General features: G+C 70.6%; 17 protein-coding genes and 3 pseudogenes. 9 read left to right on the top strand and 11 right to left on the bottom strand.

The annotated features are described in order from the left end of the window. Positions 1-22 precede the first annotated feature (22 nt). The 3 genes from ACGH7X_RS05905 to ACGH7X_RS05895 form a co-directional block, all read right to left on the bottom strand. Positions 23-5,290, bottom strand: a complete 5,268-nt coding sequence (locus ACGH7X_RS05905; RefSeq protein WP_399896809.1) for a hypothetical protein — start codon at positions 5,288-5,290, stop codon at positions 23-25. Between the two features lie 5 nt (positions 5,291-5,295). Beyond that, entirely contained in the window at positions 5,296-6,150 is an 855-nt protein-coding gene (locus ACGH7X_RS05900; protein ID WP_399882320.1) for a DUF4132 domain-containing protein, read from the bottom strand. Between the two features lie 110 nt (positions 6,151-6,260). Beyond that, entirely contained in the window at positions 6,261-7,361 is a 1,101-nt protein-coding gene (locus tag ACGH7X_RS05895; protein WP_399882318.1) for a MerR family transcriptional regulator, read from the bottom strand. A gap of 160 nt (positions 7,362-7,521) precedes the next feature. Here ACGH7X_RS05895 and ACGH7X_RS05890 point away from each other — a divergent pair, with 160 nt between their 5' ends. Further along, entirely contained in the window at positions 7,522-8,280 is a 759-nt protein-coding gene (locus ACGH7X_RS05890; protein WP_399882316.1) for a YqjF family protein, read from the top strand. 25 nt (positions 8,281-8,305) lie between these two features. Then, complete coding sequence (locus ACGH7X_RS05885; RefSeq protein ID WP_399882314.1) at positions 8,306-8,776, top strand: SgcJ/EcaC family oxidoreductase; 471 nt, start codon at positions 8,306-8,308, stop codon at positions 8,774-8,776. A gap of 13 nt (positions 8,777-8,789) precedes the next feature. Here ACGH7X_RS05885 and ACGH7X_RS05880 read toward each other — a convergent pair whose 3' ends face one another. Then, on the bottom strand, positions 8,790-9,545 hold the full coding sequence (locus ACGH7X_RS05880) for a FadR/GntR family transcriptional regulator (RefSeq protein WP_399882312.1): 756 nt from the start codon (positions 9,543-9,545) through the stop codon (positions 8,790-8,792). Between the two features lie 106 nt (positions 9,546-9,651). Here ACGH7X_RS05880 and ACGH7X_RS05875 point away from each other — a divergent pair, with 106 nt between their 5' ends. Further along, a complete protein-coding gene (locus ACGH7X_RS05875; protein WP_399882310.1) occupies positions 9,652-11,397 on the top strand; it encodes an IlvD/Edd family dehydratase in 1,746 nt (581 codons plus the stop codon). A gap of 50 nt (positions 11,398-11,447) precedes the next feature. Then, positions 11,448-12,635, top strand: coding sequence for a fumarylacetoacetate hydrolase family protein (locus ACGH7X_RS05870; RefSeq protein WP_399882308.1), 1,188 nt, complete (start codon positions 11,448-11,450; stop codon positions 12,633-12,635). Positions 12,636-12,740: 105 nt separating this feature from the next. On the opposite strand, the gene ACGH7X_RS05865 is transcribed toward ACGH7X_RS05870, so the two are convergent. The 4 genes from ACGH7X_RS05865 to ACGH7X_RS05850 form a co-directional block, all read right to left on the bottom strand. Then, complete coding sequence (locus ACGH7X_RS05865) at positions 12,741-15,122, bottom strand: beta-glucosidase (RefSeq protein ID WP_399882306.1); 2,382 nt, start codon at positions 15,120-15,122, stop codon at positions 12,741-12,743. A 61-nt stretch (positions 15,123-15,183) separates the two neighbouring features. Next, positions 15,184-16,080 (bottom strand): carbohydrate ABC transporter permease, encoded by an 897-nt coding sequence (locus ACGH7X_RS05860; RefSeq protein WP_399882304.1) that lies wholly within the window; start codon positions 16,078-16,080, stop codon positions 15,184-15,186. A 1-nt stretch (position 16,081) separates the two neighbouring features. Beyond that, positions 16,082-16,984, bottom strand: a complete 903-nt coding sequence (locus tag ACGH7X_RS05855; protein ID WP_399882302.1) for a carbohydrate ABC transporter permease — start codon at positions 16,982-16,984, stop codon at positions 16,082-16,084. After that, positions 16,981-18,291 carry an extracellular solute-binding protein gene (locus ACGH7X_RS05850; RefSeq protein WP_399882300.1) on the bottom strand — a complete coding sequence of 437 codons (1,311 nt, stop codon included), beginning with the start codon at positions 18,289-18,291 and terminating at the stop codon, positions 16,981-16,983. Before ACGH7X_RS05850 ends, ACGH7X_RS05855 begins: the two co-directional genes overlap by 4 nt. A gap of 355 nt (positions 18,292-18,646) precedes the next feature. On the opposite strand from ACGH7X_RS05850, the gene ACGH7X_RS05845 reads away from it, so the two are divergent. Further along, the gene (locus ACGH7X_RS05845; RefSeq protein ID WP_399882298.1) at positions 18,647-19,657 is read left to right on the top strand and encodes a LacI family DNA-binding transcriptional regulator; all 1,011 of its coding nucleotides are present in this window, start codon (positions 18,647-18,649) and stop codon (positions 19,655-19,657) included. Between the two features lie 208 nt (positions 19,658-19,865). After that, positions 19,866-20,306, top strand: a pseudogene (locus ACGH7X_RS05840) (endo-1,4-beta-xylanase); the annotation flags it as partial. 195 nt (positions 20,307-20,501) lie between these two features. Here ACGH7X_RS05840 and ACGH7X_RS05835 read toward each other — a convergent pair. Further along, positions 20,502-21,260 carry an ABC transporter permease gene (locus tag ACGH7X_RS05835; RefSeq protein ID WP_399882296.1) on the bottom strand — a complete coding sequence of 253 codons (759 nt, stop codon included), beginning with the start codon at positions 21,258-21,260 and terminating at the stop codon, positions 20,502-20,504. Positions 21,261-21,833: 573 nt separating this feature from the next. Further along, positions 21,834-22,573: pseudogene (locus ACGH7X_RS05830) on the bottom strand (ABC transporter ATP-binding protein); the annotation flags it as partial. A 184-nt stretch (positions 22,574-22,757) separates the two neighbouring features. Here ACGH7X_RS05830 and ACGH7X_RS05825 point away from each other — a divergent pair. Further along, positions 22,758-23,210: a sensor histidine kinase gene (locus ACGH7X_RS05825; protein ID WP_399882294.1), complete on the top strand. Its 453-nt coding sequence runs from the start codon at positions 22,758-22,760 to the stop codon at positions 23,208-23,210. A 386-nt stretch (positions 23,211-23,596) separates the two neighbouring features. On the opposite strand, the gene ACGH7X_RS05820 is transcribed toward ACGH7X_RS05825, so the two are convergent. Further along, positions 23,597-23,962, bottom strand: a complete 366-nt coding sequence (locus ACGH7X_RS05820; protein WP_399882292.1) for a hypothetical protein — start codon at positions 23,960-23,962, stop codon at positions 23,597-23,599. Between the two features lie 520 nt (positions 23,963-24,482). Here ACGH7X_RS05820 and ACGH7X_RS05815 point away from each other — a divergent pair. Together ACGH7X_RS05815 and ACGH7X_RS05810 are read left to right on the top strand one after the other, a co-directional pair. Next, positions 24,483-24,617: pseudogene (locus ACGH7X_RS05815) on the top strand (IS256 family transposase); the annotation flags it as partial. A 12-nt stretch (positions 24,618-24,629) separates the two neighbouring features. Then, a complete protein-coding gene (locus tag ACGH7X_RS05810) occupies positions 24,630-24,923 on the top strand; it encodes a glyoxalase (protein ID WP_399897758.1) in 294 nt (97 codons plus the stop codon). Positions 24,924-24,977 lie beyond the last annotated feature (54 nt).

Here is a 24,977-nt window from a genome sequence, read left to right as displayed (position 1 = left end):
GGGCGGCGGTCATCGGCCACGGTCATCGGCGGCGGCCCTTGCGCGTGGCGCGGGTGGTGAGTTCCTCGTAGGCGGGTGCGTCCTGGGCCCGCACCCGTTCCCAGGCACGGGTGAACAGCTCGGGCACCGGGAGCAGCGGAACGGCGCGGATGCCTTCGCGAACGGGATAGAGGCCCTCTTTCCACGTCTCCACCGGCAGGGCGGGCGACTTGAGGTCACGCCAGCCGCAGGGCAGGAACAGGGAACGGCCGGCGCGCGGTCGCTTGGCCTCGACGACCAGGTCGGTGGCGGCGAGTTCGGCCCGGGCCTTCTTCAGCCGGGCGGGCCTCCAGCCGGTCCAGCGGGCGCAGTTGCGGTCCGTGGGATCGGGCAGGGCGAGCAGTTGCAGGTAGAGCGCCGCCGCGTCCTCGCCCAGACCGTGGGCCACCGCGACCTCGGTGACGAGTGCCGGAACACTGACGGTGGGGTCCTGAGCGGAGCCGCCGGCCCCGGCAGGATCCGCACCGACGGTGAGGGCCCGGGCGAGTTCGTCTCCCAGGATGGTTCGCAGGGCCCGCATGCCGCCGCCGCGCGCGGCACCCACCAGCCCTTCCAGCAGCCCGAACACGGCGTCGTCCGGACCGGTGAGGCCGGCCGGTCGCACCAGCACGGTCTCCTTGTCACCGTGCCAGGGACGCAGGACGAGGGCTTCACCGACTCGCGTCGTGCCGTCCGCGTCGGCGCCGCCGGTGGCGGGCAGTCCGTACGCCTTGCGGAGTTCGGCGGCGGTGGCGCCTCCCTGCTCCGTCCACTCGACAGCCAGGTCCAGCAGCAGTCCCGGGTCGGCGAGGCGGCGGCGCAGCGCGGCCAGGCCCTCCGGCAGGGCCGCGCGCAGGGCATGGCCGTGGGGCAGGGCGTAGGCGAGCGAGGCGAGGGCGTCGACCGCGTCGGCCAGCGCACTGCGTTTCGGTACCGCGGCAGGGTCCTCCGCCGCCAGCCGGCCCTTCTTGTCGGGCCGCTGGACCGTGGTGCGGCTGAGCCAGGGGGTGCGCGCCGGGTTGAGAACGGCCTCGGCGGACCAGGCCGGCAGGCCGTCGAGAGCGGCTGCCAGATCCTCGGGCACGCGGACGAGCGCGCCCAGGCGCTCGGCCCACACCCGGCCCACGGCACCCGCGTCGGGCCCCGCCGTCCACAGCTCGGCGGGATCCTCGGGCAGCAGGGCGCCGATGAGCGCCGCGCGGTCCGTGGCGGGGAGCGAGTGCAGCATGCGGTTGCCCGCGTCCAGCTGACGCGGCTTGAGCCCGGTCGTGGCGAGTGCGGCGGCGTCGAGTCTCTCCGGTTGCCCGGCGAGGAGCACCGTGGCCTGGAGCGGCCCCAGGCCCATGCGTGTCGCCGTCGCGAGGGCGGCGGGCGCCTCTGGCTGCCAGGGCGCGGCTCCCTTGTCCCGGGTCAGCCGCAACACCGCGGAGAGGGCGTCGGCCGGGAGCCCCGGGACGTGCCGGGTCTCCCGCTCCAGCGTGAAGTGGGCGACGGCCCCGAACACGCCTGCCGGATCGTGGTCGAGGGCGAGCCAGTTGACGCGCTCACGGCCGTAGTCGATGTTCTGGCAGCCGAGGACGACGACGGTGCGGCCGTCCCGTCGCAGCACCTGACCCGCACGCTCGTGCTGCCGGTCCTTGTCGTGCGGCTCGCTCAAAACGATCTCCCGAAGGCCGTGCCCCGGAGCGGCGAGCGGCCCTTCGGCGAGCGCCTCGAACAGCAGGAGCAACGCCTCCCGTTCGGCCTCCGGCAGGGTCGGTGCGGCGGCCCGGTAGGCGAGCGGCCGCAGCGCGCCCAGCAGGGCCGGCCAGACCAGGCCGAGGCGGGGGACGGTGTGCTCGTCGCTGTGCCACCCGTCGCCGAGGGCGGCCAGGCGGGTGCGGTCGGGCAGTTGCCTGCCGTCGGCGGGCTCGCCCGACAGGACGTGGTTGACGGCGCGGATCTGCCGGAGCCCGGTCCAGTGGCCGGTGCCGCCCCACGACCCCCACATGTTGGCCAGACCCTTGGCGGCGGTGTGCAGGGTGTGGTCGTCGCCATGCACCGGGCGGTAATCCGCGAACATCCCCTCGGTCCGCTTCCGTTCCGGCTTCGGCGACTCCACCGGCGGCGTGACGAAGCGGGTGACGGTGTCGGCGATCTGGAGCGTGGTGCGGACCAGGGCCGCCACGCCCACGAGGAGCCGTTCGTCGGTGAGCCCGGGAAGCGACCGGGACACGGTCTGCCGTACGACCTCCTCGGCCGAAGGCACCGCGGGCCCGCCGTCGGAGGTGGCGGCCGCGGTGTCCGTCGCGGTGTCCGACGCGGTGTCCGTTCCGGGATCACCCGCCGCTCCGTCCACGCGGGCGGCGGCGGTCACCCGTGCCTGGCGCTCGGCCAGTGCCCGCGCCGCCGCGCGCAGCAGATCGGCCGCCCCCTCGTCGGTGACGGCGCGCAACACGGCCGACGCGCGCTCGTCGCGGGGACGCAGTGCGTGCCAGAAGGCGACCGGCGGGACGAGCGGCGTGCCCGCGGCGAATTCCCCGCCCCTTTCGTTCGGCGTCACTCGGCCGAGTACGCCCGCCCCGGTACCGACGTCCCGCGCGAACAGCGCGATCCGGCGTCCGGTGCGGCCCACGACGGGCGCGGCACCCCCGGGCAGCCGCAGCGCACCGAGCGGGGCGACCCGTTCGCCGTGCCCGGACGTGCGCAGCGTCACGACGCGGCCGTCGGGCGTTCCCGTCGACGTGAGCGTCTCGCCGGCCTCGTCCTGGGCGCGCACCCAGCGTCCGAGTACGGCCCCGTCGGTGCCGAACGGGCTCTGCTCCAGGCCTGGTTGCAGCGGCAGTACCTCGCACCGGTCCTGGAGCAGCGTCGCGCCCTCGCTGATGCCGGAGCGCAGGAAGGCGGGCAGGGACGCGCGACCGTGCGAGCCCGTCGCCGGGTCGTACTCCAGCCACACGTGCTCTCGCCCCTGCCTGCCCTGCCGCCAGTACAGCGTGCCGTCCCCGATGACGGGCCGGCTCGCGGGCAGGACGGTGTCGCCTGCGTGCAGGGTGCGCCCGCCGGTGGCCCGGCCGCCGCCGGGCAGCGGGACGGACGGAGCGCCCGCGTCGTCGTTGCGCCACCAGTGGGAGATCTGCTCGCCGGTGAGGGTGACGACCTCGGACGGCCGGGTGGACCAGTAGCCGCGCTGCTTGCCGTCGTGCCACCACACCACGAGCAGTTCCCCGTCGGTGTAGCGGAACTGGGGGCGCTGCCAGCGGTCCAGGTCGGCCGGGAGCCGCAGGTCGTGTTCGAGCAGTATCCCCTCGGGGCCGACGACGACCGCCTTGTGGCCGCGGCTCAGGACCAGGCAGGGCCACGCCTCGTTCACCGTCAGCGCGGTGTCCCGGTCCTGGCGGGTCCCACCGCGGGTCCGGGTCCGGGTCTCGGCGTCCAGCAGACGCAGGGCTTCGTCGAGGGCGGGCCAGCCCAGTTCGTCGAGGATGCCCGCCCGCAGGGTCCGCCCGAGCAGCGGGGCGGTCTCGTACCCGGCGGCGCGTGCGACGGCCTCGGGGTTGGCCCGGGGCGCCACCGACCGGAAGGGGCTCAGCCGGTGCAGTGCCTCGCGGGCCCCGGGCAGACCCACCGCGTCGGTGAGTTCGCCCACGGCGCCGTCCAGCCACTCGCGCAGAACGCCGCTGAGTACGGGATGGTCGGCGAGGTGATCCAGCAGCTCGCCCGAGCGCCGTTCGTGCCCCGCGGCACCGACGGCGCGCAGAAGCAGGCGGCGCAGCCGCGGGTCCGCCGCGACGGCGGCCAGATCACGCCGCTCGGGCCGGGTGTCGTGCGCCCAGCGGTCCAGTCCGAGATGGACCTCCGCGTCGGGGTCAGGCACGGCGAGGGGGACGTTCCGCGCCGCGCACAGGTCGAGCAGGTCGATGTCGACGCCCACGTGCCTGCGGCCGGCGAACAGGTCGACGGCCCGTCCACCCGCGCGCAACCGGGGTGCCATCCGCGCGACGAGGCCGAGAGTGGCCGGCGAACTGTCGCACACCGTGGCGCCACGCTTGCGGTGGGCGGCCCAACGGCTCAGCCAGTCCGCCGCGTCGACACCGCCCGCTGCCTCACTCGCCGAGTGGCTCGCGGCCGCCGTCCCGCCCCCGGGGTCCGTGCCGTGCGCGTCGGCGTCATCGGTCCTGGCAGCCGTGTGGGTCGTGCGGGCCGTGTGGGCCGTGTGGGATTTGTCGGTCCTGTCGGCCTCGCCTGTCAGCAGCCGGTCGGCGCCGCATTCGGTCAGCAGCGCCAACCAGAACTCGTCACTCTTGACGCCGTGGTCCAGCCCCGCCGGCATGATCTCCAGCAGCCGCTCCCGCACGGCGGGCCGCTGGTCGGCGAGGACGCTCAGGGTCTCCCGGTAGGCGGTCCAGAAGGAGGCCGGCGCCCGGACGGCGGCGGGTGAGGCGACCAGGTCGGCGACGAGGTCGCACTCCGCCTGCATCCTGGGCAGCCCGGCCGCTTTGATCAGCACGCGCGCGTCCTGCGGCAGTGACGCGTACGGCGGCATGCCGGCCGCACCGCGTTCGACCGCCAGCTGACGGAACTGGGCCCATGCCTCGGCCGCGTCCAGCCGGGCCGAGAGATCCTTCACGTGCTGCTTGAGGGCCTTGACCGTCAGCGCCCCCGCGAAGGCGAACTCCAGGAACACGGCACGCTGCCGCTGCTCGTCGACGCCGAGCGCGTGCACCCGCTCGGCGTCACGGGCCTTGCCGAAGAAGGCGGCGGCGTACGTGGTGTTGTCGAACCGGAGGAAGATCCGGGCGGCCTGCTCGTAGAAGGTGGGCAGGAAGTGCGGCACGGCCCGGCCGAGCCGTTCGCCGAGCTCTTCGAAGCCCTCCTTGGCGGTGCCGGGACGGGACTTGGCCTGTCGCGCGAGCCGCTCGACGTCCTTGACCAGGTTCAGCGCGTGATGCCCGTTGGCCGGGTCGTTGACCAGCGCCCAGGCGGGGAATCCGAGGGTCTCCCGCCTGACCTGCCCGACCTCGGGGGTCTCCGCGTCCCGCACGAGTCCGAGGAAGTCCAGAGCGAGATCCTCCGCCTCCCCGAGGGTGCCCGGCACCAGCCGCACGACGCTGCGCCCACCCAGCGAGGCATGGGTGTACGTACGGACGGTGAGGGTGTCGGCGTCCTCCCGGCCGGTGCTGCCCGGCGGCAGCAGCGCGCCGGCTTCGAGCAGGGCGGCGGCGGTGGCGTCGTCGGGGCCGGCGGCCTCACGCGCGCCGGTGGCGCCCTCGGTCGCGGCTGTGGTGTTCATGGCGCTCACGCGGCCCGCTCCTCGTCCTCGATGTCGCGACCGGCGTACAGCGCGGCAGCCATGCGCATGCCCTCCGACCAGGCCACCGGCCCGATCCGGCCCAGCCTCAGCACCTGCCCGGCGGCGTCGGTCCACATCAGGGAACCGGTCTCCGTCTCCTCGTATCCGTCGTAGTCGCCGACCCAGACACGGGCTTCCACGCCCCGGCCGTCCTCCCACGCGGAGCAGACGGCGTATCCGCCACGCACACGGTGGCCGAGCTGGGTGACCCGCCCGTGCAGGAAGCGCAGTTCCTTGAAGACGCCACCGGCGTACTCGTCGACCGAGGTGGCCTCGGCGTCGAGTGCGGCGGGGCGGTGCCACACCTCGCGGAAGAGCTGCTGGGCCCGCTGTTCGACGCCGAGCTCGACGGCGAACTCCCGCAGCTCCTCCAGGTCCTCGAGGAGCACGGGGTGCGGGAGACGGACGAGGTCGGGGGCGATGCGCACCGTGTCCCCGTCGAGGTCGACGAGGCCGAGGCCCCGCTCGGGGTCCGCGTCCCGCAGGAAGCCCGCGACCTCGCCGTCGGCGCCGGTGACCACGAGGTCGCGCAGGGCGGACCGCCAGGCCGGGTCGGGCCACACCCGGGTGAGAACGTCGAGCGGCACGGGCAGTGACCGCACCATCCACCGCTCCACGTCGGTCAGGCACTGGCGTTCGTGCCGCTCCAGCCACTCGGCGAGCTGCCGCAGTCCCACCACCGCGGGATCGTCCGCGAGCTTGGCCGGCACCGACTTCAGCCGCCGTCCGGCGGCGTTGCGGCACACCACCTTCCCGTCGTCCAGGGCGACCTCGTAGTCCCCGGCCGTCACCCACCCCATGAGTGCCTCCCCGCACCGCAGTGATCAAGTGCTGACGACTCTAGGCGAGCCCACTGACAATGCCGTGGGCCCTGGGGACAGGGCGGTGGGGGAGGGCGGGCGGCTCGCCGTCAGTCGTCCAGGCGGACCGGCATGAGCAGCGAGAACGTCCCCTCGTCGTCCGTCCGGCGGATCGCGAGCGGTGCCGTGGGTGCGCCGAACTCCAGGACCAGCCGGTCCCGGTCCGCTGCGGCGAGCGCGTCCAGCAGGAACCCGCGGTCGACGCCGACGCCGACGTCGCCGGCGTCGTCCTCGCCGGCCTCGCCGTCCCCGCAGACCGTCACCGAGCCGTCGTCGGCCACCCGGAGCACGCTGACGTCCTGCGCGGTGCCGTCCTGCCGGACCGGCTCACCCACGCGAACCGGACCGGACTCCAACTCCTCCCGGAAGGCGGGCACATCGACGACGGCCCGCCGCCCGGACGGAAGCCGGACGAGGCGGCGGTAGTCGGGGAAGTCGTATGCCAGGCGCTGCCCGGACGCCTGGCGCTCTCCTGCCTCCAGCGTCACGCGGTCACCCTCCACGGTGAAGCGGGCCGGCCCGTCGTCGCTCAGCAGCGCGCGCATCGCGTCGGCGAGCGGGGCGGGCACGATGACCTGTTCACGCGGTCCACCGTGTCCGGCGGCAGTCATGCGCGCGACGGCCATCCGGTACCGGTCGGTGGCCACGACGTGGAGCGCGTCGCCCTCGACGTCGAACAGGACCCCGCCGAGCATCGGCAGCTCGGGGTCGCCGCCGGCGGCGAAGCGGACCGCGCCGAGCGCGGCCGCCAGTTCGGGGGCGTGGAGGGACAGTCGGACGGCGGCGGTACGCGGCGAAGCGGTCATGGGATTCTCCCTGTGATCGAGTAGCGCTCGGAGTGCGGAGACCTCGCTGCGGGCCCCGGCCAGCCCCAGTTCGAGACGGCGCAGGTGCGCCTGAAGAAGCCCTCGCACGAGGTCGGTGTCCGCGCCGGACCAGCCGGCGAGCACCAGCCGGATGTCCGCCAAAGGCATGCCGGCCCGCCGCAGCCGGGCCAGCAGCCTGGCCTCGTCGACCTGCTCCGGGGCGTACCAGCGGTAGCCGCTCACCGGATCGACCCGGGCGGGGACCAGTACACCGGCACGGTCGTAGAACCGCAGGGCGCTCACGCCCAGTCCGCTGGCGCGGGCCGTCTCCCCAATGCTGTGCATCTCGCTCTCCACGTCCAAAACCCTGTGCCCTCGACCAGGTCGAGGGTCAATCCCGGCCGCCCCGACCGGACCTCATGTCCCGTCCGTCACCCGCCGTGATCCTCCTCGCATCGACGTACCCCGCACGCCTCCGGCCCCGCCGGTCTGCCATTCTTGCGCCGTGCACCAGCCCAGCGCCGTCACCCCCGACGCCCCCGCGGCGATACGGATGCCGCTTCTCACCCAGGAGTGGCTCGACCTTGCCTTCATCCACTGGGCCGTCGAGCCCGCGGCCGTCGCGGGGCTGATGCCGCGCGGCACCGTTCCCGACACCCACGAGGGGCTGACGTACGTCGGGCTCGTCGCCTTTCGAATGCACCGGGTGGGATGGTTCCGGCTGCCCGGGATCCCGTACTTCGGCTCGTTCCCCGAGACCAACGTGCGCCTGTACAGCGTGGACGCGCACGGGCGACGCGGCGTCGTCTTCCGGTCGATGGACGCCTCGCGGCTGATACCGGTGGTGATGGGGCGGGTCGGCTTCCGGCTGCCCTACCTGTGGTCCCGCATGACCGTCCGCTCCAGCGGCGACACGGTGACCTACACCAGCTCCCGTCGCTGGCCCGGCCCGCGCGGCGCCTACAGCCGCATCACCCTGCGGACCGGTGAACCCATCCACGAGCCCACCGGCCTGGAGCACTTCCTCACCGCCCGCTGGGGCATGCACAACATGTTCTTCGGCGGGGCGGCGTACCTCCCCAACCACCATCCCCGCTGGCCCCTGCACCGGGCCGAGCTCATCTCGTGCGACGAGGACCTGGTCGTGGGGGCCGGGCTACCGGCCCCGACGGACGCCCCGGTCAGCGTCCTGTACTCACCCGGAGTCCCGGTCCGTCTGGGCCGCCCCGCCCGTCCGGCCCCCGCCGTGGCCCTCGGTCCTTGACGTCAAGCGCGCTTGAGGTGTCACGGTGATCCGCATGAACACAAAGGGCTCACCCAACGAGGCCGATGCCTCACCCGTGAACACCGACGACTCACCCCGGCAGGCCGCTGCCGACGCCGCCGACCTCAGGGCCCTGGAACGCGTCGTGGCCACCGTCGAACGCACCCAGCGTGCCAGGGACGCCGAGGGATTCCTCGCCCTCTTCCACCCCGACGCGCTGTGGACGACCGCCCACGGCAAGGTCCTTGTGGGCCTCGACGCGATCGGCGCGTTCACCCGCGAGGTGCTGCCCAACGCCGTCTTCGACGGCGAGGTCACCTACGAGGTGGTGCACACGCAGTTCCTGCGGCCCGACGTGGCGGCGGTCAAGGTCCGGCAGGTCTACCACTCGGCGGAGGGCGACACGGAGGGCGCCCCGCTGTACGTCATGACCAAGCAGGACGACGGACGCTGGCTGCTGCACGCCTGCCAGAACACCGAAGTCCTGGGCGCGTGAGACGGATACCCGGTCATACGGCATCGCCCGGGGTGGCGCTCGGCATTCCGGGTGACCGGGTGATTTCTTGTTCGGCGGCTTCGATGATGGACAGTACGGCGGCTGCCGCGGCCGCGGGGTCGCGGGCCTCGACGGCTTGCACGACGGCACGGTGACCGGGCAACGAGGCCTCCACCGCGCCGGGGGTCCGCGTGCTGACCAGGAAGCTGTGTTCCAGTGCGATGTCCACAGCGCGGCCCAGTGAGCCGAGGAGACGGTTGCCGCTGGCGTCGAGCAGGGCCCGGTGGAAGGCGATGTCGGCCTCGACGTAGCCGCTGCGGCCGGGTGTCGCCGCCGCGGCCTCCATGGCCGCCAGTGAGTCGTACAGGACGCGTACGTCGTCGGGCCCGGCCCGGTCGGCGGCGAGTCGGGCCGCCTCGGGCTCGACGATCCGGCGCAGTTCACCCGTGTCGCGCAGCAGGGCCGTGGCGTCCCGGGCCTGTTTCCAGCGCAGTACGTCACGGTCCAGGTGGTTCCAGTGCTCCGGGGGCAGCACGCGCGTGCCGGTGCGCGGGCGTACGTGCAGCATCCCCTTGGCCACCAGCGCCTTGACCGCTTCCCGCAACACCCCCCGGCTGACGCCGATCTCGGCCGCGAGCATGTCCTCGACCGGCAACGCGTCCCCCGGCTCCCAGGCGCCACCCACGATGCGCTGCCCGAGTTCGTCGACCACGCGCTGGTGCATGGTCAGGAAGTGCACCACGATCTCTGTTCGCCCCCTGGACGCCATTCATCGAATCATTTAATGATTGTGTCACCAGGGTACGACCTGCGGGTCCGCACCCGAAAACGCCCCATCGCGAAGCGGACGACGCCACAGCCACGGGAGTGACCGCATGACCGACGGTCGGAAGACGAGCCGACGCAGCCAGGCCTGGTTCGGCGCACAGGGCCGCAGCGGGATGCTGTACCGCTCCTGGATGCGCAACCAGGGGTTCGGGCACGAGGTGTTCGACGGGCGTCCTGTCATCGGCATCGCGACCAGTGCCTCCGAACTCGCCCCGTGCAATGCCCATCTCACCCGCGTCGCCGAAGCCGTCAAGCGCGGCGTGTGGCAGGCGGGCGGCCTGCCACTGCAGTTCCCCACCATGGCCACCGGCGAGACCCTGATGCGCCCCACCGCCATGCTGTACCGCAACCTGATGGCCATGGAGGTCGAGGAGCTGATCCGGGCCAACCCGCTCGACGGTGTCGTGCTGCTGTCCGGCTGCGACAAGACGACCCCCGCCATGCTCATGGGCGCCGCCAGCGTCGACCTGCCCGCCGTCATGGTCACCGGCGGACCGATGCTCAACGGCAAGTACCGGGGCCAGGACGTGGGATCCGGCACCCACGTGTGGAAGTTCGAGGAAGACCTGAAGACCGGCCGGATGACCGAGGAGGAGTGCTTCTTCGCGGAAGGCTGCATGGCCCGCTCCAACGGGCACTGCATGACCATGGGGACCGCCTCGACGATGGCCTGCATGGCCGAGGCGCTCGGCATGCAGTTGCCGGGCTCGGCGGCCTGGCCCGCGGTCGACTCCCGGCGGATGGAGACCGCGCAGGCGGCCGGGCAGCGCGTCGTAGGCATGGTGGAGGAAGAGCTGCGCCCCTCGCGGATCCTGACCCGGGAGGCGTTCGAGAACGCCGTCCGGGTCAACGCGGCCATCGGCGGCTCCACGAACGCCGTCATCCACCTCACCGCCCTCGCCGGTCGCGTCGGCGTCGAGTTGAGCCTGCCGGACTTCGACGAGCTGGCCCGAGAGGTGCCGACGCTGGTCAACCTGATGCCCAGCGGCAAGTACCTCATGGAGGACTTCTGCTACGCGGGCGGCCTGCCCGCCGTCCTGGCCGAGCTGCTCGGCGGCGAGCTGCTGCACGGCGACCAGATCACGGTCACCGGACGCACCGTCGCCGAGAACACCGAGACCACCGGGAACACAGAACGCCTCGACTCCGACGTCATCACCCGCCTCGACGCCCCCTTCCAGCCGGCCGGCACCGGGATCGCCGTCCTGCGCGGCAACCTGTGCCCCGACGGCGCCGTGATCAAGCAGTCCGCCGCGTCACCGCACCTGCTCACCCACCGCGGCCCCGCGCGCGTCTTCGACTCCCCGGAGGCCTACCACGAGGTGGCCGACGACCCGGAACTCGACATCGACGAGAACACCGTCGTCGTCATCCGCAACGCCGGCCCCAAGGGCTACCCCGGCATGCCCGAGGTCTCCAACGTCCCGCTTCCCGCCAAGCTGCTGAAGGCCGGCGTCAAGGACATGGTGCGCGTCTGCGACGGCCGGATGAGTGGCACCGGGTACGGGACGGTGGTCCTGCACGTGGCGCCCGAGGCCGCCGTCGGCGGCCCCCTCGCCCTGGTGCACGACGGGGACCCCGTCGTCCTCGACGTCCCGAACCGCACTCTGCGCCTCGACGTGGACGACGCCGAGCTCTCCCGACGCCGGCAGGCGTGGAGGGCACCCGCCGAGCGGTACGACAGCGGCTACACCTGGCTGTACACGCAGAACGTGGAACAGGCCGACCAGGGCGCCGACTTCGGGTTCCTGCGCGGAACCCGTGGACACGAGGTTCCGCGCGACTCCCACTGAGTCCGCCCCAGAAGTCACCGCACGCCCTCGAACCCGGGAGAGCACCGATCGTGGAACCGGCAGCAGCGAACCCTCGTCCGGTCCTCACCACCGGCTCCGTCCTGCCGGAGGACGCCGACCGTGCCGCCCTCGTCGCACGCGTGCATGCCCCGGAATGCGACGGGCCGTGTGTGGCCGCGGTTCGCGGCGAGCATGTCGTCGACCTGACGTCCATCGTTCCCACCGTCTGCGACCTCATGGAGCGCGACGACGCGGCGGCAGTCGTCCGCGAGGCCGACGGAGGACGGACCTGGCACCTGGACGAACTGCTCGAAGCACCGACCGGGCGCCGTGACGTTCCCCATCTGCTCGCCCCCGTCGACCTACAGGTGATCAAGGCCGCCGGAGTCACCTTCGCCCGGAGCCTGTTGGAACGCGTCATCGAGGAGCGCACGGGCGGCGACCCCGCGCAGGCCGCGCGGGTGCGGGCCCGCGTCGGGCAGCTGGTGGGCGGCGCGCTCGACGGCATCCGTCCCGGATCGCCCGAGGCGGACAAGGCCAAGGAACTGCTCGTCGCCGAAGGACTGTGGTCGCAGTACCTCGAGGTCGGAATCGGGCCGGACCCGGAAGTGTTCACCAAGGCCCCGGTACTGTCCGCGGTCGGCCCCGGAGCCGACATCGGAGTGCTCGGCACCTCCGTGTGGAACAACCCCGAGCCCGAGGTCGTCCTCGTCGTGGACTCACGCGGCCGCGTACGCGGCGCGACGCTCGGCAACGACGTCAATCTCCGCGACATCGAGGGACGCAGCGCCCTGCTGCTGGCCCGCGCGAAGGACAACAACGCCTCCTGCGCGATCGGCCCGTTCATCCGCCTGTTCGACGACGGCTTCGACCTCGACACCGTACGCGGGCTCGACGTCGGCCTGCGGATCGACGGCACGGACGGCTACGTACTGCATGGCAGCAGCTCCATGCGCGAGATCAGCCGCGACGTACTGGACCTGGTGGCCGCCACGCACGGTCCGCACCATCAGTATCCGGACGGCTTCGTGCTGTTCACGGGAACGCTGTTCGCCCCCACCGAGGACCGACAGGCACCCGGCGCGGGCTTCACCCACGAGTACGGCGACGTCGTGCGGATCTCCAGCCCGCGACTCGGCGCACTGGTCAACACGGTCGTCCCCAGCGAGCAGGCCGCGCCGTGGACATTCGGCGTACGAGCGCTGACGCGCAACCTCGCCCGGCGCGGCGTGCTGTGAGACACCGGCCGTGACACCGCCAGGGTGCTGCACCTGAACTCGCCCGGTGTGCAGGGCCCCCGGCGCCGCAGCACCACAACCGGCCGCCGGGACGGCCCGCCCGCTTCACGACCGGGAGACCGGCTCCTGCCCGACCACGGAGTGCAGGCGCCGCGTGTGGTCCACGTGGCGTTCGGCTCCGGTCAACGTGACCCTGGCGGTCAGGCGCGGATCCGCGCTGGAGGCGGCCAACCGCAGCTCCAACCCGCCCGGTTCGACCACACGCCGCCCGTCGCGTCCGGTGAACGAGGCGAGGTCGGCCGGGACCGTGGCACGCAGGCGCCGGGCCTCGCCCGGCTGCAGTTCGACGCGGGCGTAGCCGACGAGGCGCTGCACCGGCTGGACGACGGAGGCGACCGGGTCGTGCACATAGAGCTGGACGACCTCGGTTCCGGACCGTCCGCCTGTGTTGCGGACGGTGAAGGTAAGGGTGAACTCGCCGTCCGTGGGCGCCTCCCGGACATCCACGGTCAGGTCGGTCCAGTCGAACCGCGTGTAGGACAGGCCGTGACCGAAGGCGAACGCGGGTGTCGGGTCGATGTTGGACACCTCGCCGACGTGAGCGAGCCGCGCCCCGAGGTAGGTGGCCGGTTGGGAGCCCGGCCCGCGCGGCACGCTGACCGGAAGACGTCCGGAGGGGTTGATACGGCCGCTGAGCACCCCGGCGATCGCGTGAGCGCCCTCCTCGCCGGGGAAGAACGACTGCACGATAGCGGCGGACTCCTCCACAGCGCGGCCGACGGCGTACGGTCGTCCCGCGAGGAGCACGGTGACCACAGGTGTCTCCAGGTCGAGGAGCGTGTCGAGCAGCTGCTGCTGCGCGCCGGGCAGCGCCAGCGACTCGACGTCGCACCCCTCTCCGCTGGTGCCGCGCCCGAAGAGCCCGGCGCGGTCCCCGAGCACCACCAGGGCGACGTCGGCCGCGCCCGCAACCCGTGTGGCCTCGGGGAGACCGGTGAGATCCCCGTCGTCGATGCCGGTGCCGCGAGCGACCGTGATCTCGGCGTCGGGGAACTCGGTGGCGAGGGTGTCGCGCAGGGTGGGCAACTCGATGCCGTGCGGGGTTTCGGGGTGTCGGACGCCGATGTGCTGGGGGAAGGAGTAGCAGCCCAGTACGGCGGTGGGTTCGTCGGCGTTGGGGCCGATCAGGGCGATGCGGCGGGGCCTGTCGAGGGGGAGGGTGCCGTCGTTGCTGAGCAGCACGACCGCTTCCTCGGCGACCGTGCGGGCCAGTTCCCGGTTGGCGGGGCCGTCCAGGTCGATCCGGCCGCGCAGGGCGTCCGGGTCGCCCGGGTCGCTGTCCTGCAGCGCGGAGGGCATGGGGTTCCAGTCCGGGTCGAGCAGTCCGAGCATCGCCTTCTGGGTGAGTACCCGGCGCAGCGCCCGGTCGACCAAGCCCTCCGGGACACGGCCGTCGGCGACGGCTTCGGCGAGGGGCGGCCCGAACGTCTTGACGGTGGGCAGTTCGATGTCGACGCCCGCCCGCAGTGCGGCCCCGGCGGCGCCGGCCCAGTCGGCGGCGATGCCGTGCAGGGTCTTCAGGAACGCGATGCCGAAGTAGTCGGCGACGACGGTTCCGTCGAAGCCCCACGTGTCGCGCAGCAGTCCGGTGAGCAGGTCCTCGTCGGCCGCGGAGGGGATGCCGTCGGTGTCGGTGTAGGCGTGCATCACCGACCTGGCGCCGCCCTCGCGGATCGCCATCTCGAAGGGGGGCAGCAGGACGTCGGCGCGTTCGCGCGGGCCGACGGAGGAGGGGGCCAGGTTGCGTCCGGCGCGGGAGGCCGAGTAGCCGACGAAGTGCTTGAGGGTGGCGACGATCCCGGCCGACTCGAGACCCTTCACGTAGGCCGTTGCGATGGTGCCGACGAGGTACGGGTCCTCGCCGATGGTTTCCTCGACCCGGCCCCAGCGGGCATCGCGCACCACGTCCAGGACGGGCGCGAGTCCCTGGTGGACGCCGACGGACCGCATGTCACGGCCGATGGCGGCAGCCATCCGCCGGACCAGGTCCGGATCGAAGGTGGCGCCCCAGGACAGCGGGACCGGATAGGCGGTCGCCCCCCAGGCGGCGAAACCGGCCAGGCACTCCTCATGCGCGAGGGCCGGAATGCCGAAGCGGTTCTCGGCGGCGATCCGGGCCTGCGTGCGCATGAGGGAGAGCGCACCCAGGGCGGGGTCGACCGGGGCGGTGCCGAAGGGCCGGGTGAGTTGGCCGAGGCCGGTGGGCAGGAGTGCGTCGAGGTCGACCGCCTCCTCCATGTCGTGCTGATGCGGGGCCACTTCACCGCCCTGAGCGGAGGCACCCACCCAGACTCCGTACAGCTGGGCGATCTTCTCCTCGGGGGTCATCGCTTCGATCAGGGCATCGACTCTCGCGGCGACGGAAACGGCGGGGTCGTTCCAGAGGGGGACTGTCGGGGTCTTCTCTTCGGCCACTTCGGCGTTCATTTTCCTCCCAGGGCGCGGTGAGGCCCGGCAAGCAGGGCTCCGCCGTCGGCGTCGGCGTCGATCAACGGCTGAATCCGGCGGTCAGACCGCTCAACAGCTGGCGGCGACCGAACGCGTACAGGATCAGGACGGGCAGTGTGGTGAGGACGACGGCGGCGAGGACGGCGGGGACGTTGACCCCGTACTGGCCCTGGAAGGTCCACAGCGCGAGCGGCAGGGTCCGGCGCTCCGGGCTCTGAGTGAGCACCAGTGGCAACAGGAATCCGTTCCAGATGGTCAGTGCGTTGAAGATGGTCACCGTGAGGATGGCCGGTCGGGTCAGCGGTGCCGCCAGCCGCCACAGCGTCGTCCATTCGGTGGCGCCGTCGACCCGCATCGAGTCGAACAGTTCTTTGGGCACGTCGCGGATGAAGTTGGCGAGCACCAGCACCGACAGAGGGATGGCGAAGGCGATCGACGGGAGGATCAGCGCCAGCAGACTGTCGTACAAATGCAGTTTGATGATGATCAGGTAGACGGGGATCACCGTTGCCTGCAGCGGGATGGCCAGACCCATGAGGAACAGCCCGTTCATCGCGCGGAGGACCCGCATGCGCCGGCCTCGGACGATCGCGTAAGCCGCCATGAAGGAGAACACGACCGCCGGCACCACGGCGCCGGCGGTGACCGCGACGCTGTTCACGAAGTAGCGAAGGAAGTCGGACTCGATGACCAGCCGGTAGTTGTCCAGTGTCGGGTCGGCCGAAGGCACCAGTGGGTTGCTCGCGTAGTAGCGGCTCTGGGCCTTGAGGCTGGTGATGAGGGTCCAGTACAGGGGTACGGCCACTACGACGAGCCACAACCATCCGGCCAGGCCGCCGACCCAGTTGCGGCGGCGCGCCGCTTGGGGGGAGCGGCGTTGCCGCTCGTGTTGGCCGGTCCTGTGCGGTCGTCGCGCCTCGGGCGGCGTGGTGGTCACCTCAGGCTCCCTCGAGTTGGCTCGCGCCGGCGTCCCGGCCTCCGAGCCGGCGCAGCAGCAGGGCGAGGGCAAGACCCACCAGGACCAGGATGACCGCGATGACGCTGGCCGGTCCCATCAGGCTGGCCTGGAATCCCCGCTTGTACATGTCCAGTGCGAGGACCCGGGTGGCGTCGCCGGGACCGCCCTCGGTCAGGACGAAGATGAGGTCGAAGAAGGTCAGCGACCCGACCACCATCAGCGTGGACGAGGTGATGATGGTGTATCTCAGCTGCGGCAGCGTGATGCTGAAGAACTGCCGGATCCGTCCGGCCCCGTCCAACTGGGCTGCTTCGTAGAGGGATTTCGGAATCTGCTGGACGCCACCCTGGTAGATCAGGGAGTGGAACGGGATGAACTGCCAGGAGACGACGAAGACGACGATGCCGAACGCGAGCCCGGGCCGCCCCAGCCAGTCCTGGCTGAGCAGTTGAAGCTTCAGCCCGGCCCCGAGCCCGAAGTTGGGGTCCAGCAGGGCCTTGTACGCGATCGCGATGGCAGCGGAGCTGAGCATCAGGGGTACGAAGTACACCACGCCCAGCACCGCACGGTAGCGCTGCCGGCCCGCCAGGAACGTGCCGAGCAGAATACTCAGCGGTGTCTGAACGGCCCAGGACACGGCCATCACCATGAACGTCACCCAGAGGGCGTGCGGCAGCCCGGGGTCGGTGAGCACCGCACGCCAACTGGTCAGCCCCGACTGGTGGATCGTGCCGATTCCGTCCCAGGTGGTGAAGCTCAGCGCGAAGACACCGACGAGTGGAATCACGGCGAAGCCGACGAAGACCACCAGTGCCGGTGCCGCCAGCCACGGCAGGATGCTGCGCGGTGGGCGACGCGGCGGACGGCCGGTGAGTGAGCTCATTTGCCGATGACCGCGTTGAGGTTGTCGGCGAACTGCTGGGGTGAGACGGAGAGTTGGAACAACTTGACGATGTTGTCCAGCAGGGTCTCGGCGGCCGTGGGGCTGAGCGCCTGGTCCCAGGACTGAACGAACGTCTCGGCTTTGCTGGCGATGCCGTAATTGACCTGGAGGAAGTCGGCGCTCTTGGAGGCGGCGAGCAGCTTTTCCGTGCCCAGCCGGACCGGAACCGACCCGTTGTCGATCCAGGCCTTCACCTCGGCATCCTGGAGGACACCGGTCGCGAAGAAGTCTTTGGCGATCTTCTTCTCCTCGGCGGTGGCCTTCGAGGAGATGGACAGGTACTGGGCGGGGTTGCCGACCGCGTTGCTCGGATCACCCTTGCCGCCGTCGACGGGCGGGAAGTTCATGTAGCCCAGCCCGCCGCCGGAGACGAAGTCCCCGCCGTCGGTCTGCTGGATGCCGTACGACCATGCGCCGTGCAGCATCATCGCGGCCCTGCCGGTGTACAGCAGCGCCTGGTCGGCGTTGGAGTCCGCGGTGATGGAGGAGAAACCCTTAATGAACCCGTCGGCCTTGACCAGTTCCTGCACCTTGGTCAGCGCGGTGATGGCGTCCGGGTTGGACCACGCGTTCTTCTCGCCCTCGATGACGGCCTGGAACACCTCGGGACCGCCGATGCGGTCGAACAGGAACTCCAGCCACATCATGTTCGTCCACCGGGACTGGCCACCGAGGGAGAACGGAGCTATGCCCTTGGCGTTGAACCTGGGCACCAGCGCCATGATGTCGTCCCAGGACTCCGGTGGCTTCACGCCGACCTGGTCGAAGACCTTCTTGTTGTAGTAGAGGATGATCGGCTGCACGGTCTCACACGGCATCGCGTAGATCTTGCCGTCGACGGTCGCCGCGCCGAATGAGGCCGGAAACAGCGCCTTCTTGACCTCGGAGTGTTCGTCGAACCACGAGGTGAGGTCCTCGACCTGGTCTGCTTCCGCGTAGGTGCGCAGCGTCCCGCCGCCCCATCCCCAGATGATGGTGGGCGCCTGCCCGGCGCCTATGGCGGTCTTGATCTTCGTCTTGTACGCGTCGTTCTGGAAGGTGGTGTCTTTGATCTGGTCGTCGGGATGGGCCTTGTTGAACGCGTCCACCGCGCCGGCCCGGACGCCTTCCTGCGGCTGGCCGTTCAGGTACCAGTACGTGGCCCCACCATCGCTCTTGCCGGGTCCGGACGAGCCGCAGGCCGCCAGCGCCGCGGAGACCGGCACACCGGCGGCCAGGCCGAGGAGGGTACGTCGGGAGATCGCCATGTCTTTTCTCCGCACTCGAGAGCCACCGGCATCTCGTGAGTCATGGTGAAAGATTTTCGAAACAACCTTCTCCGAGCTCTGTGCGTGCAAATTAGGTTTCGAGCTGATGCCCTGTCAAGGTATGTGCACGAGCGGGTCACTGGACGCGATCAACGGTGTGGCGCCCGGCTTCATCGACACCCATGAGGTCGTGGGCAAGATCCGAAAATGTTTCGAAAGGTGGGGCTGAAGGCCTTGTCGGTGCCTACCCGGACAAGCCCGGTGACGGGTTGCCGTACTGTTGACCGGTTCCACCCGCGTTGCCGGCGCGACCGGCGACTCACCACACCGGTGGACGTACACGTGGGAGGAACCGATGCGACCGAACGCCAGGCGCACCACCTTGGCGGACATCGCCCAAGCGGCCGGGGTCTCGGTCGCAACCGTGTCCAAAGTGGTCAACGGCCGCGGTGACGTGGCGCCGCAGACCCGCACCCGGGTGCAGGAACTGCTGCACCAGCACGACTACCTCGCCCCTGTGTTCCGCCACACCGAGACTGTCGAAAGCCCGACCATCGAGGTGCAGTTCAAGGGCGGACTGAAGTCCTACGTTGCCGAAACCCTGGAAGGGATCATCGACTCCGCCTCCGAGTTGGGGGCTTCGGTGGTGATCAGCAAGGCCTCCCGTGCCCCACACTGGGCCCGGGACCTGGTCTCGGCCGGGCGTCGCGCCGTCATCGCGGTCACCAGCGTGTACACCACGGCACACCTGAACGAACTGGCCCGGTCCGGGCTGCCGCTGGTCGTGCTGGACCCGATGCACCTGCCCGACAGCCGGGTCAACAGCGTCGGGGCCACCAACTTCGCCGGCGGCCTGGCCGCGACCCAGCACCTGCTCTCCCTGGGGCACCGCCGCATCGCCTATCTCGGCGGACCCACCATGGCCGTATGCAACCAGGCACGTATGCACGGCTACCGCGCCGCCATGGAGGCGGCGGGAGCCCAGGTGCCCGAGGCCTATGTCCGGCCGGGAGAATTCACCTACGAGACCGGGTTGCTCGGAGCCGCGGCGCTGTTGGGCCTGCAAGAGCCACCGACGGCGATCTTCGCAGGCAACGACGAGATCGCCGTCGGTGTCATCGAGACCGCCCGCACCCGAGGTCTGCGCATCCCGGAAGACCTGAGCGTGGTCGGCTTCGACGACACGAGCCTCGCCCAGATGGCCTCACCTCCCCTCACCACCGTGCGCCAGCCACTGCGGGAGATGGGCGGTGCCGCTCTGCGCACCGCCCTTCGACTCGCCAACGGCGAGAAGGTCGAGTCCCACCACATCGAGCTCGCCACCGAACTGGTGGTACGCGCCTCGACGGCGGCGCCTGGGCGCTGACGGCGGCGTCTGGGCACTGTCGGGGTCGGACTCGTGTCACGCCGTCAGCGCTGGAGGGTCAGCAGACCTGGACGGTAGGACAGGAGGCCGTAGTCACCACCGGAGTTGGGGCTGCGTCGTCGATGCCTCGAACATCCCTGTCTGGGCAACCGGCCACAGTTCGACATGTCGAACAAGGTAACACCTTGGAGGCAAAGTCATGGGAGTCATGGGCTCTTACGCCCTTCACAGACCCGATATACGCCTGAAGGCACGCGGCCTGCTCCTGGCACTGGTCGTCGGCGTCCTCGGTACTGCCACCGCACTGGTGGCGCCACCGCCCGCCCACGCCGCCGAGAGCACCCTCGGCGCCGCGGCGGCGCAGAGCGGCCGCTACTTCGGCACCGCCATCGCCTCGGGCAGGCTGGGCGACTCGACGTACACGTCGATCGCGGGCCGCGAGTTCAACATGGTGACGGCCGAGAACGAGATGAAGATCGACGCCACCGAACCGCAGCGGGGCCAGTTCAACTTCAGCTCCGCCGACCGCGTCTACAACTAGGCGGTGCAGAACGGCAAGCAGGTGCGCGGCCACACCCTGGCCTGGCACTCCCAGCAACCCGGATGGATGCAGAGCCTCAGCGGCAGAGCCCTGCGCCAGGCGATGCTCGCACTCGTGACACTCGCCGCTCTGCGGCACATCGGCCTGCGGGAACCGGAGGCTCTCGCCGTCATCGGATTCGACGGTTGGGGGACGTGTGGGTCTCCAGCGATCTCTGCCGACTACTGCCCACCGTCGACGAGCAGATCGGTGCCGGTGATGTACAGCGCGCGCGACGAGCGGTTGACTGGCCGGAGAGGGCGTTCAGGCGTCGCGCATGCGCAGCAACAGGCCGCCGACCAACAGCGCCGCGGCGGCCCACCCGGCGGTCACGCCGAGGCCGGCCCAAGGGCTGATGGGAAGGCCAGAGAGATCAGTGGTGGCTTGGATGGCAAGCCCGGCGCTCATCGGCGCGATCTTCTGAAGCAGGCTCTGCCAGTGCGGATCGTTGATGGTCTGGGAGACGATGGGCAGGATGTAGAGCAGGCCGAGGACAACCCCGATGCCGGTGGCGGAGTCGTGCACGGCGGTCGCGATACCGAGGCTGAAAAGAGGGATCAAAACGAGGTAGAGGACCGCCCCGACGACCGCGCGCAACGTCGGCCCGTCGGCCAGGGACAGGGCCTGGTCATCGGGGCCGGCCAGGATGCGGCACCCGGCAAGTAGCGACCCGAAGACAGCGACGGTTCCGGCGGCGGCCACGACGCCGGTGAGCGTAATGGCTTTGGCTGCGAGGACGGTGGCCCGCTGCGGCACCGCCGTTAGGGTGGTGCGGATCATGCCCGAGCGGTACTCGCCACTGATGACCAGTACGGCCAGGACGGCGACCAGCGCCTGGCCGAGACAGACACCCATGAGGCTGACCTTGGTCATGTCGCCGCCGCAGCCGGTGGACGTGCAACTCACCACCAAGGCGGCCCCGGCGCTCGGGGCCACTGTCGCCGCGACGGTACCGAGCAGCAGCCACAGCGGGCTGGGAACGGTCCGGATCTTCGTCCATTCCGCGTGCAGGGCCGGTTTCATGCGTCCCTCCTGTTGAGAAGGACGGCGGCCACGGCCAGGCTCGCCACCGCGTAGCCGGCCAGGACGGCGAACCCGGCCCATGGCGCCGGCGGGTAGTACCGGTGATGAACAGCGACCCTACGACGATCACTGCGGTCAGCGCGGCGAACGTGCCGGCGAGGAGGCCCCGGAGGTGGCCGCCGGTCGGCAGGCTGTCGCGGACAGCAGGCGCTATGTCGCCGGCACCGGTCACCGTGAACCGGGCGTCGGATCCCCTGAACGAACCCGAGGCGTTCTCCGGGTAGCCGGCGAAGCTGGGGGATTTGGCTCCCACTTGATCGCCTGCCCAGTCGCCATCGGCCCAGCCCCCCTGGGTACGAAGATCCCCGATCGGAACGGGTGGTGAGCCCTTCCGGTTGCCGCTGACCCCGACGAACAGGGCGAACAGCACCATCATCAGTGCCGCCGCCATCACGCCGGTCACCCAGCCGCGGACGGTTCGGAACTTGGTCCACTCCGCGTGCACTACATGAGCAAGGCCGTTCCGCCCGGCCTGCTGCCCGGAATGGGACGGCGTGAGCGTTGCGGTCACCGCGAAGCGCCGGCGTGCGCGAGCACCCTCATCGCGTCCGTCCCGGCCGTGGTCCGCAGGGCCACCCGATTCTGCGAGGCGGCCGCGATCAGGTCGGCCATGTCGGCGACGGCGACGGCCTTGCCGCGCCCGACCACGACGAGATGATCGGCCGATTCCTGCACCTCACTCATCAGGTGGCTGGAGACCAGCACGGCGCGGCCCTGAGCGGCCAACGACCGCAGGAATCTGCGCATCCAGATGATGCCGTCGGGGTCCATGCCGTTGAACGGCTCGTCGAGCATGATGATCGGTGGGTCGCCCAACAGAGCCCCGGCGACCCCGAGCCGCTGCCGCATGCCGAGCGAGTAACCGCCGGCCTTGCGCCGGGCTGCCGGGGTCAGGCCGACCTGCTCGATCACCTGGTCCACCCGCCGCGCGGCCAGGCCCTGCGCGTGCGCCAGCCACAGCAGGTGGTTACGCCCGCTGCGGCCCGGGGTGCAGCGCCGCGGCGTCCAGTAGTGAACCGACATGGTTCAGCGGATGCCGAAGGCTGTGGTACGGCCGGCCCTCGATGAGTGCGGTGCCCTCATCGACCGCGTCCAGGCCCAGGATCACCCGCATCGTGGTGGACTTCCCGGCCCCGTTCGGTCCCACGAAGCCGGTCACCACACCCGGACGGACGACAAAGGACATGCCGTCGAGTGCCAGGACGGCCATACCGCTTGCGCAGTCCGGCGACAACGATCCCTGGGGCGCTCATCGTGGCGAGCTCACGGTTCGAAATGGATTCATGCCAACGGTTGTACGCGGCGCCCGGTTCCAGCCCGGTCGCAGCCGCTGCGACCCGGCTGAGACCTGGGATCTGGCATCGTTGACGCATGCCACCTCGACCCCGGGGGCCGGTTCGCCCGCCCCGCCCGCACGACAACCGGCGGTGAGGGGCGGTGAGGGTCCTCGTCGTCGAGGACTTCGAGGTCCTCGCCCGCTCCATCGGAACCGGGCTGCGCCATGAGGGCATGGCCGTCGACGTCGTCCTGGACGGGACCGCCGCCCTCGACCGCCTGGTCGCCAACCTCGTCGACAACGCCATCCGCCACAACCACCCACACGGGCACGTGGAGATCACCACCCAGAACTCCGGCACCCAGGTTGCCCTTACGGTCACCAACAGCGGGCCGGTCATCCCCGACAACCGGATCCAGCGACTCTTTCACCCCTTCGAGAAACTGGCACCCAATCGCAACGGCCACCGCGAGGGCTACGGTCTCGGTCTCGCCGTCGTCAACGCCGGCACCCAGGCCCACCACGCCACCCTCACCACCGCTGCACCCCCCGAAGGCGGCCTGTCCATCACCGTTCGGTTCACACACACATCTCATCCGAACCTCAGCCGGTGAGGCGGCGCGGCAGGGCGGTGGGCAGGCGCGCCGGCGGGACTGGCGTTCCACATCGAGGACGCCGCCGCTGTCGAGAAGCCGGCCGTCGAGGCCGGCCAGCACGGCTGGCGCCTGATGTTCCCCGAACGGCATCCCTACGCCGGCGGCGGACAGCACTACGCCGCCTACCTGGAAAACGACGACGGCTTCGAGGCCGAACTCGTCGCGATCAGTCCACCCGAAGGAACCTGAGACCAACTGATCCACAGGGATTGACAATTACTCTTCAACCTTCGCAGGACCTCTTGAGCGACACAATCCGTCACGAGAGAGTGGCCCTGTTCCCCCGGCCTATGTCCGGGGAAGTCGGGCCACTCTCGTACGGAAATGCCCAGGAGTGACCGTCTTCAGCAGGTGGATCGTGAGTCGATGCGAACGGCTACAACTCTCTCCCCAGAGCCGAAGCTTCCGTTCGGCTTCACGCACAACACCTTTCCGTCACTCTGCAGGACGTACGCGACATCGTCGTTGCGAGTGTTCACGACGGCGTAGCCGGTGTTCGGGTACTTCAAGTACTGCCAGGAAGATGTCACCACCTGGAAGCGAGCGACGATCGAGGACTGCACGTTCGGATCGGCGTAGAAGCAAACCTCGGGGTAGTTGCAACGGTACGCACTGTCGGCGTGCGCCGACGGCGCGACCACCATCGGAATCGTGACAGCGGCGGCGGTCGCACCGATCACGCCGACGAACTTTCGTATCCAAGGCTTCATGTGCGATTTCTTCCATTCTGTGATAAAAGTCGAGTTGTCCCCCGCGTGAGACCCCGACCAGCTCCGTGACGGGTTGACGAGCAAGGTTCATCGATGGCTGGTTCAGCGCCTGGCAAGTCAGCAGAACCAGTACCCTCCCAGAACGCAGCCTGTAGGGCGCCACGCGCAGCGTCACGCAGCTCTCCCTCCGCTGGCCTCGGTCATGGACCCTAGCGGCGTCGTTGGTCTCGAACCTTGTCATTTGTGCCAGGAGCTTTGTCAGTGGTGCACAACTTCGGGCGCCGCATCAGGACGGCCCGCGGAACTGGCCCCGTCGAGGGGTGGCTTGTGAGGGAAAGGGCCGAGACTGCGGGGCAGGCAACGCGGTCATGGCGCCACGGAACCGGGAAGAAGCGGCCCGGAACGCGGTTTGGGAATCCATGGTGGAGGTCGATATCGGCGCCCGTCCTGCGGCCGGACATCTCCGTCTCGATCTCAACGTCCGCCTGGAGGAGGCCAAAGCCCTCGTCCTGGTACTTATCGGGGTCCGTGCCGAAGCACCCCGGTCCTCGCGGTCGGCGACGGCGCCCTGGGCTTCTTGGAAGGCCCTGGCCGAGGTGTTCCCCGAACCCGCGAGCAGACGTGCTGGGTCCACAAAACGGCCAACGTCCTCGACTCCAAGCTGTGGGTGCCGGACCTCCGTCGCGCGCTCGGCCGGCTGCTGGAGGTGCTGGGATATTCGCTGTTCCAGAACTGGGAAGGCGGACGCGGCTGGCGGTTCGGACCGACCTACCCGGCCATCGAGCAGTCGTCGGCTCTCACCGCGAAGATCACGACCGCCTCCGCCCAGCCCGGCTGGCAGCTGATGTCCCCCGAACGGCATCCCTACGCCGGCGGCGGACAGTACTGCGCCGCCCACCTGGAGAACGACGACGGCTTCGAAACCGAACTCGTCTCGATCAACGCACCTGAACGAAAGTGAGATCAACCGATCCACAGGTCTTGGCGATTACTCGATAGTCTGGTCCGTGACTGG

The organism is Streptomyces sp. BBFR51, from assembly GCF_044591655.1.
In the GTDB taxonomy this organism is placed as follows: domain Bacteria; phylum Actinomycetota; class Actinomycetes; order Streptomycetales; family Streptomycetaceae; genus Streptomyces.
This window is presented reverse-complemented; position numbering and strand designations above follow the sequence as displayed.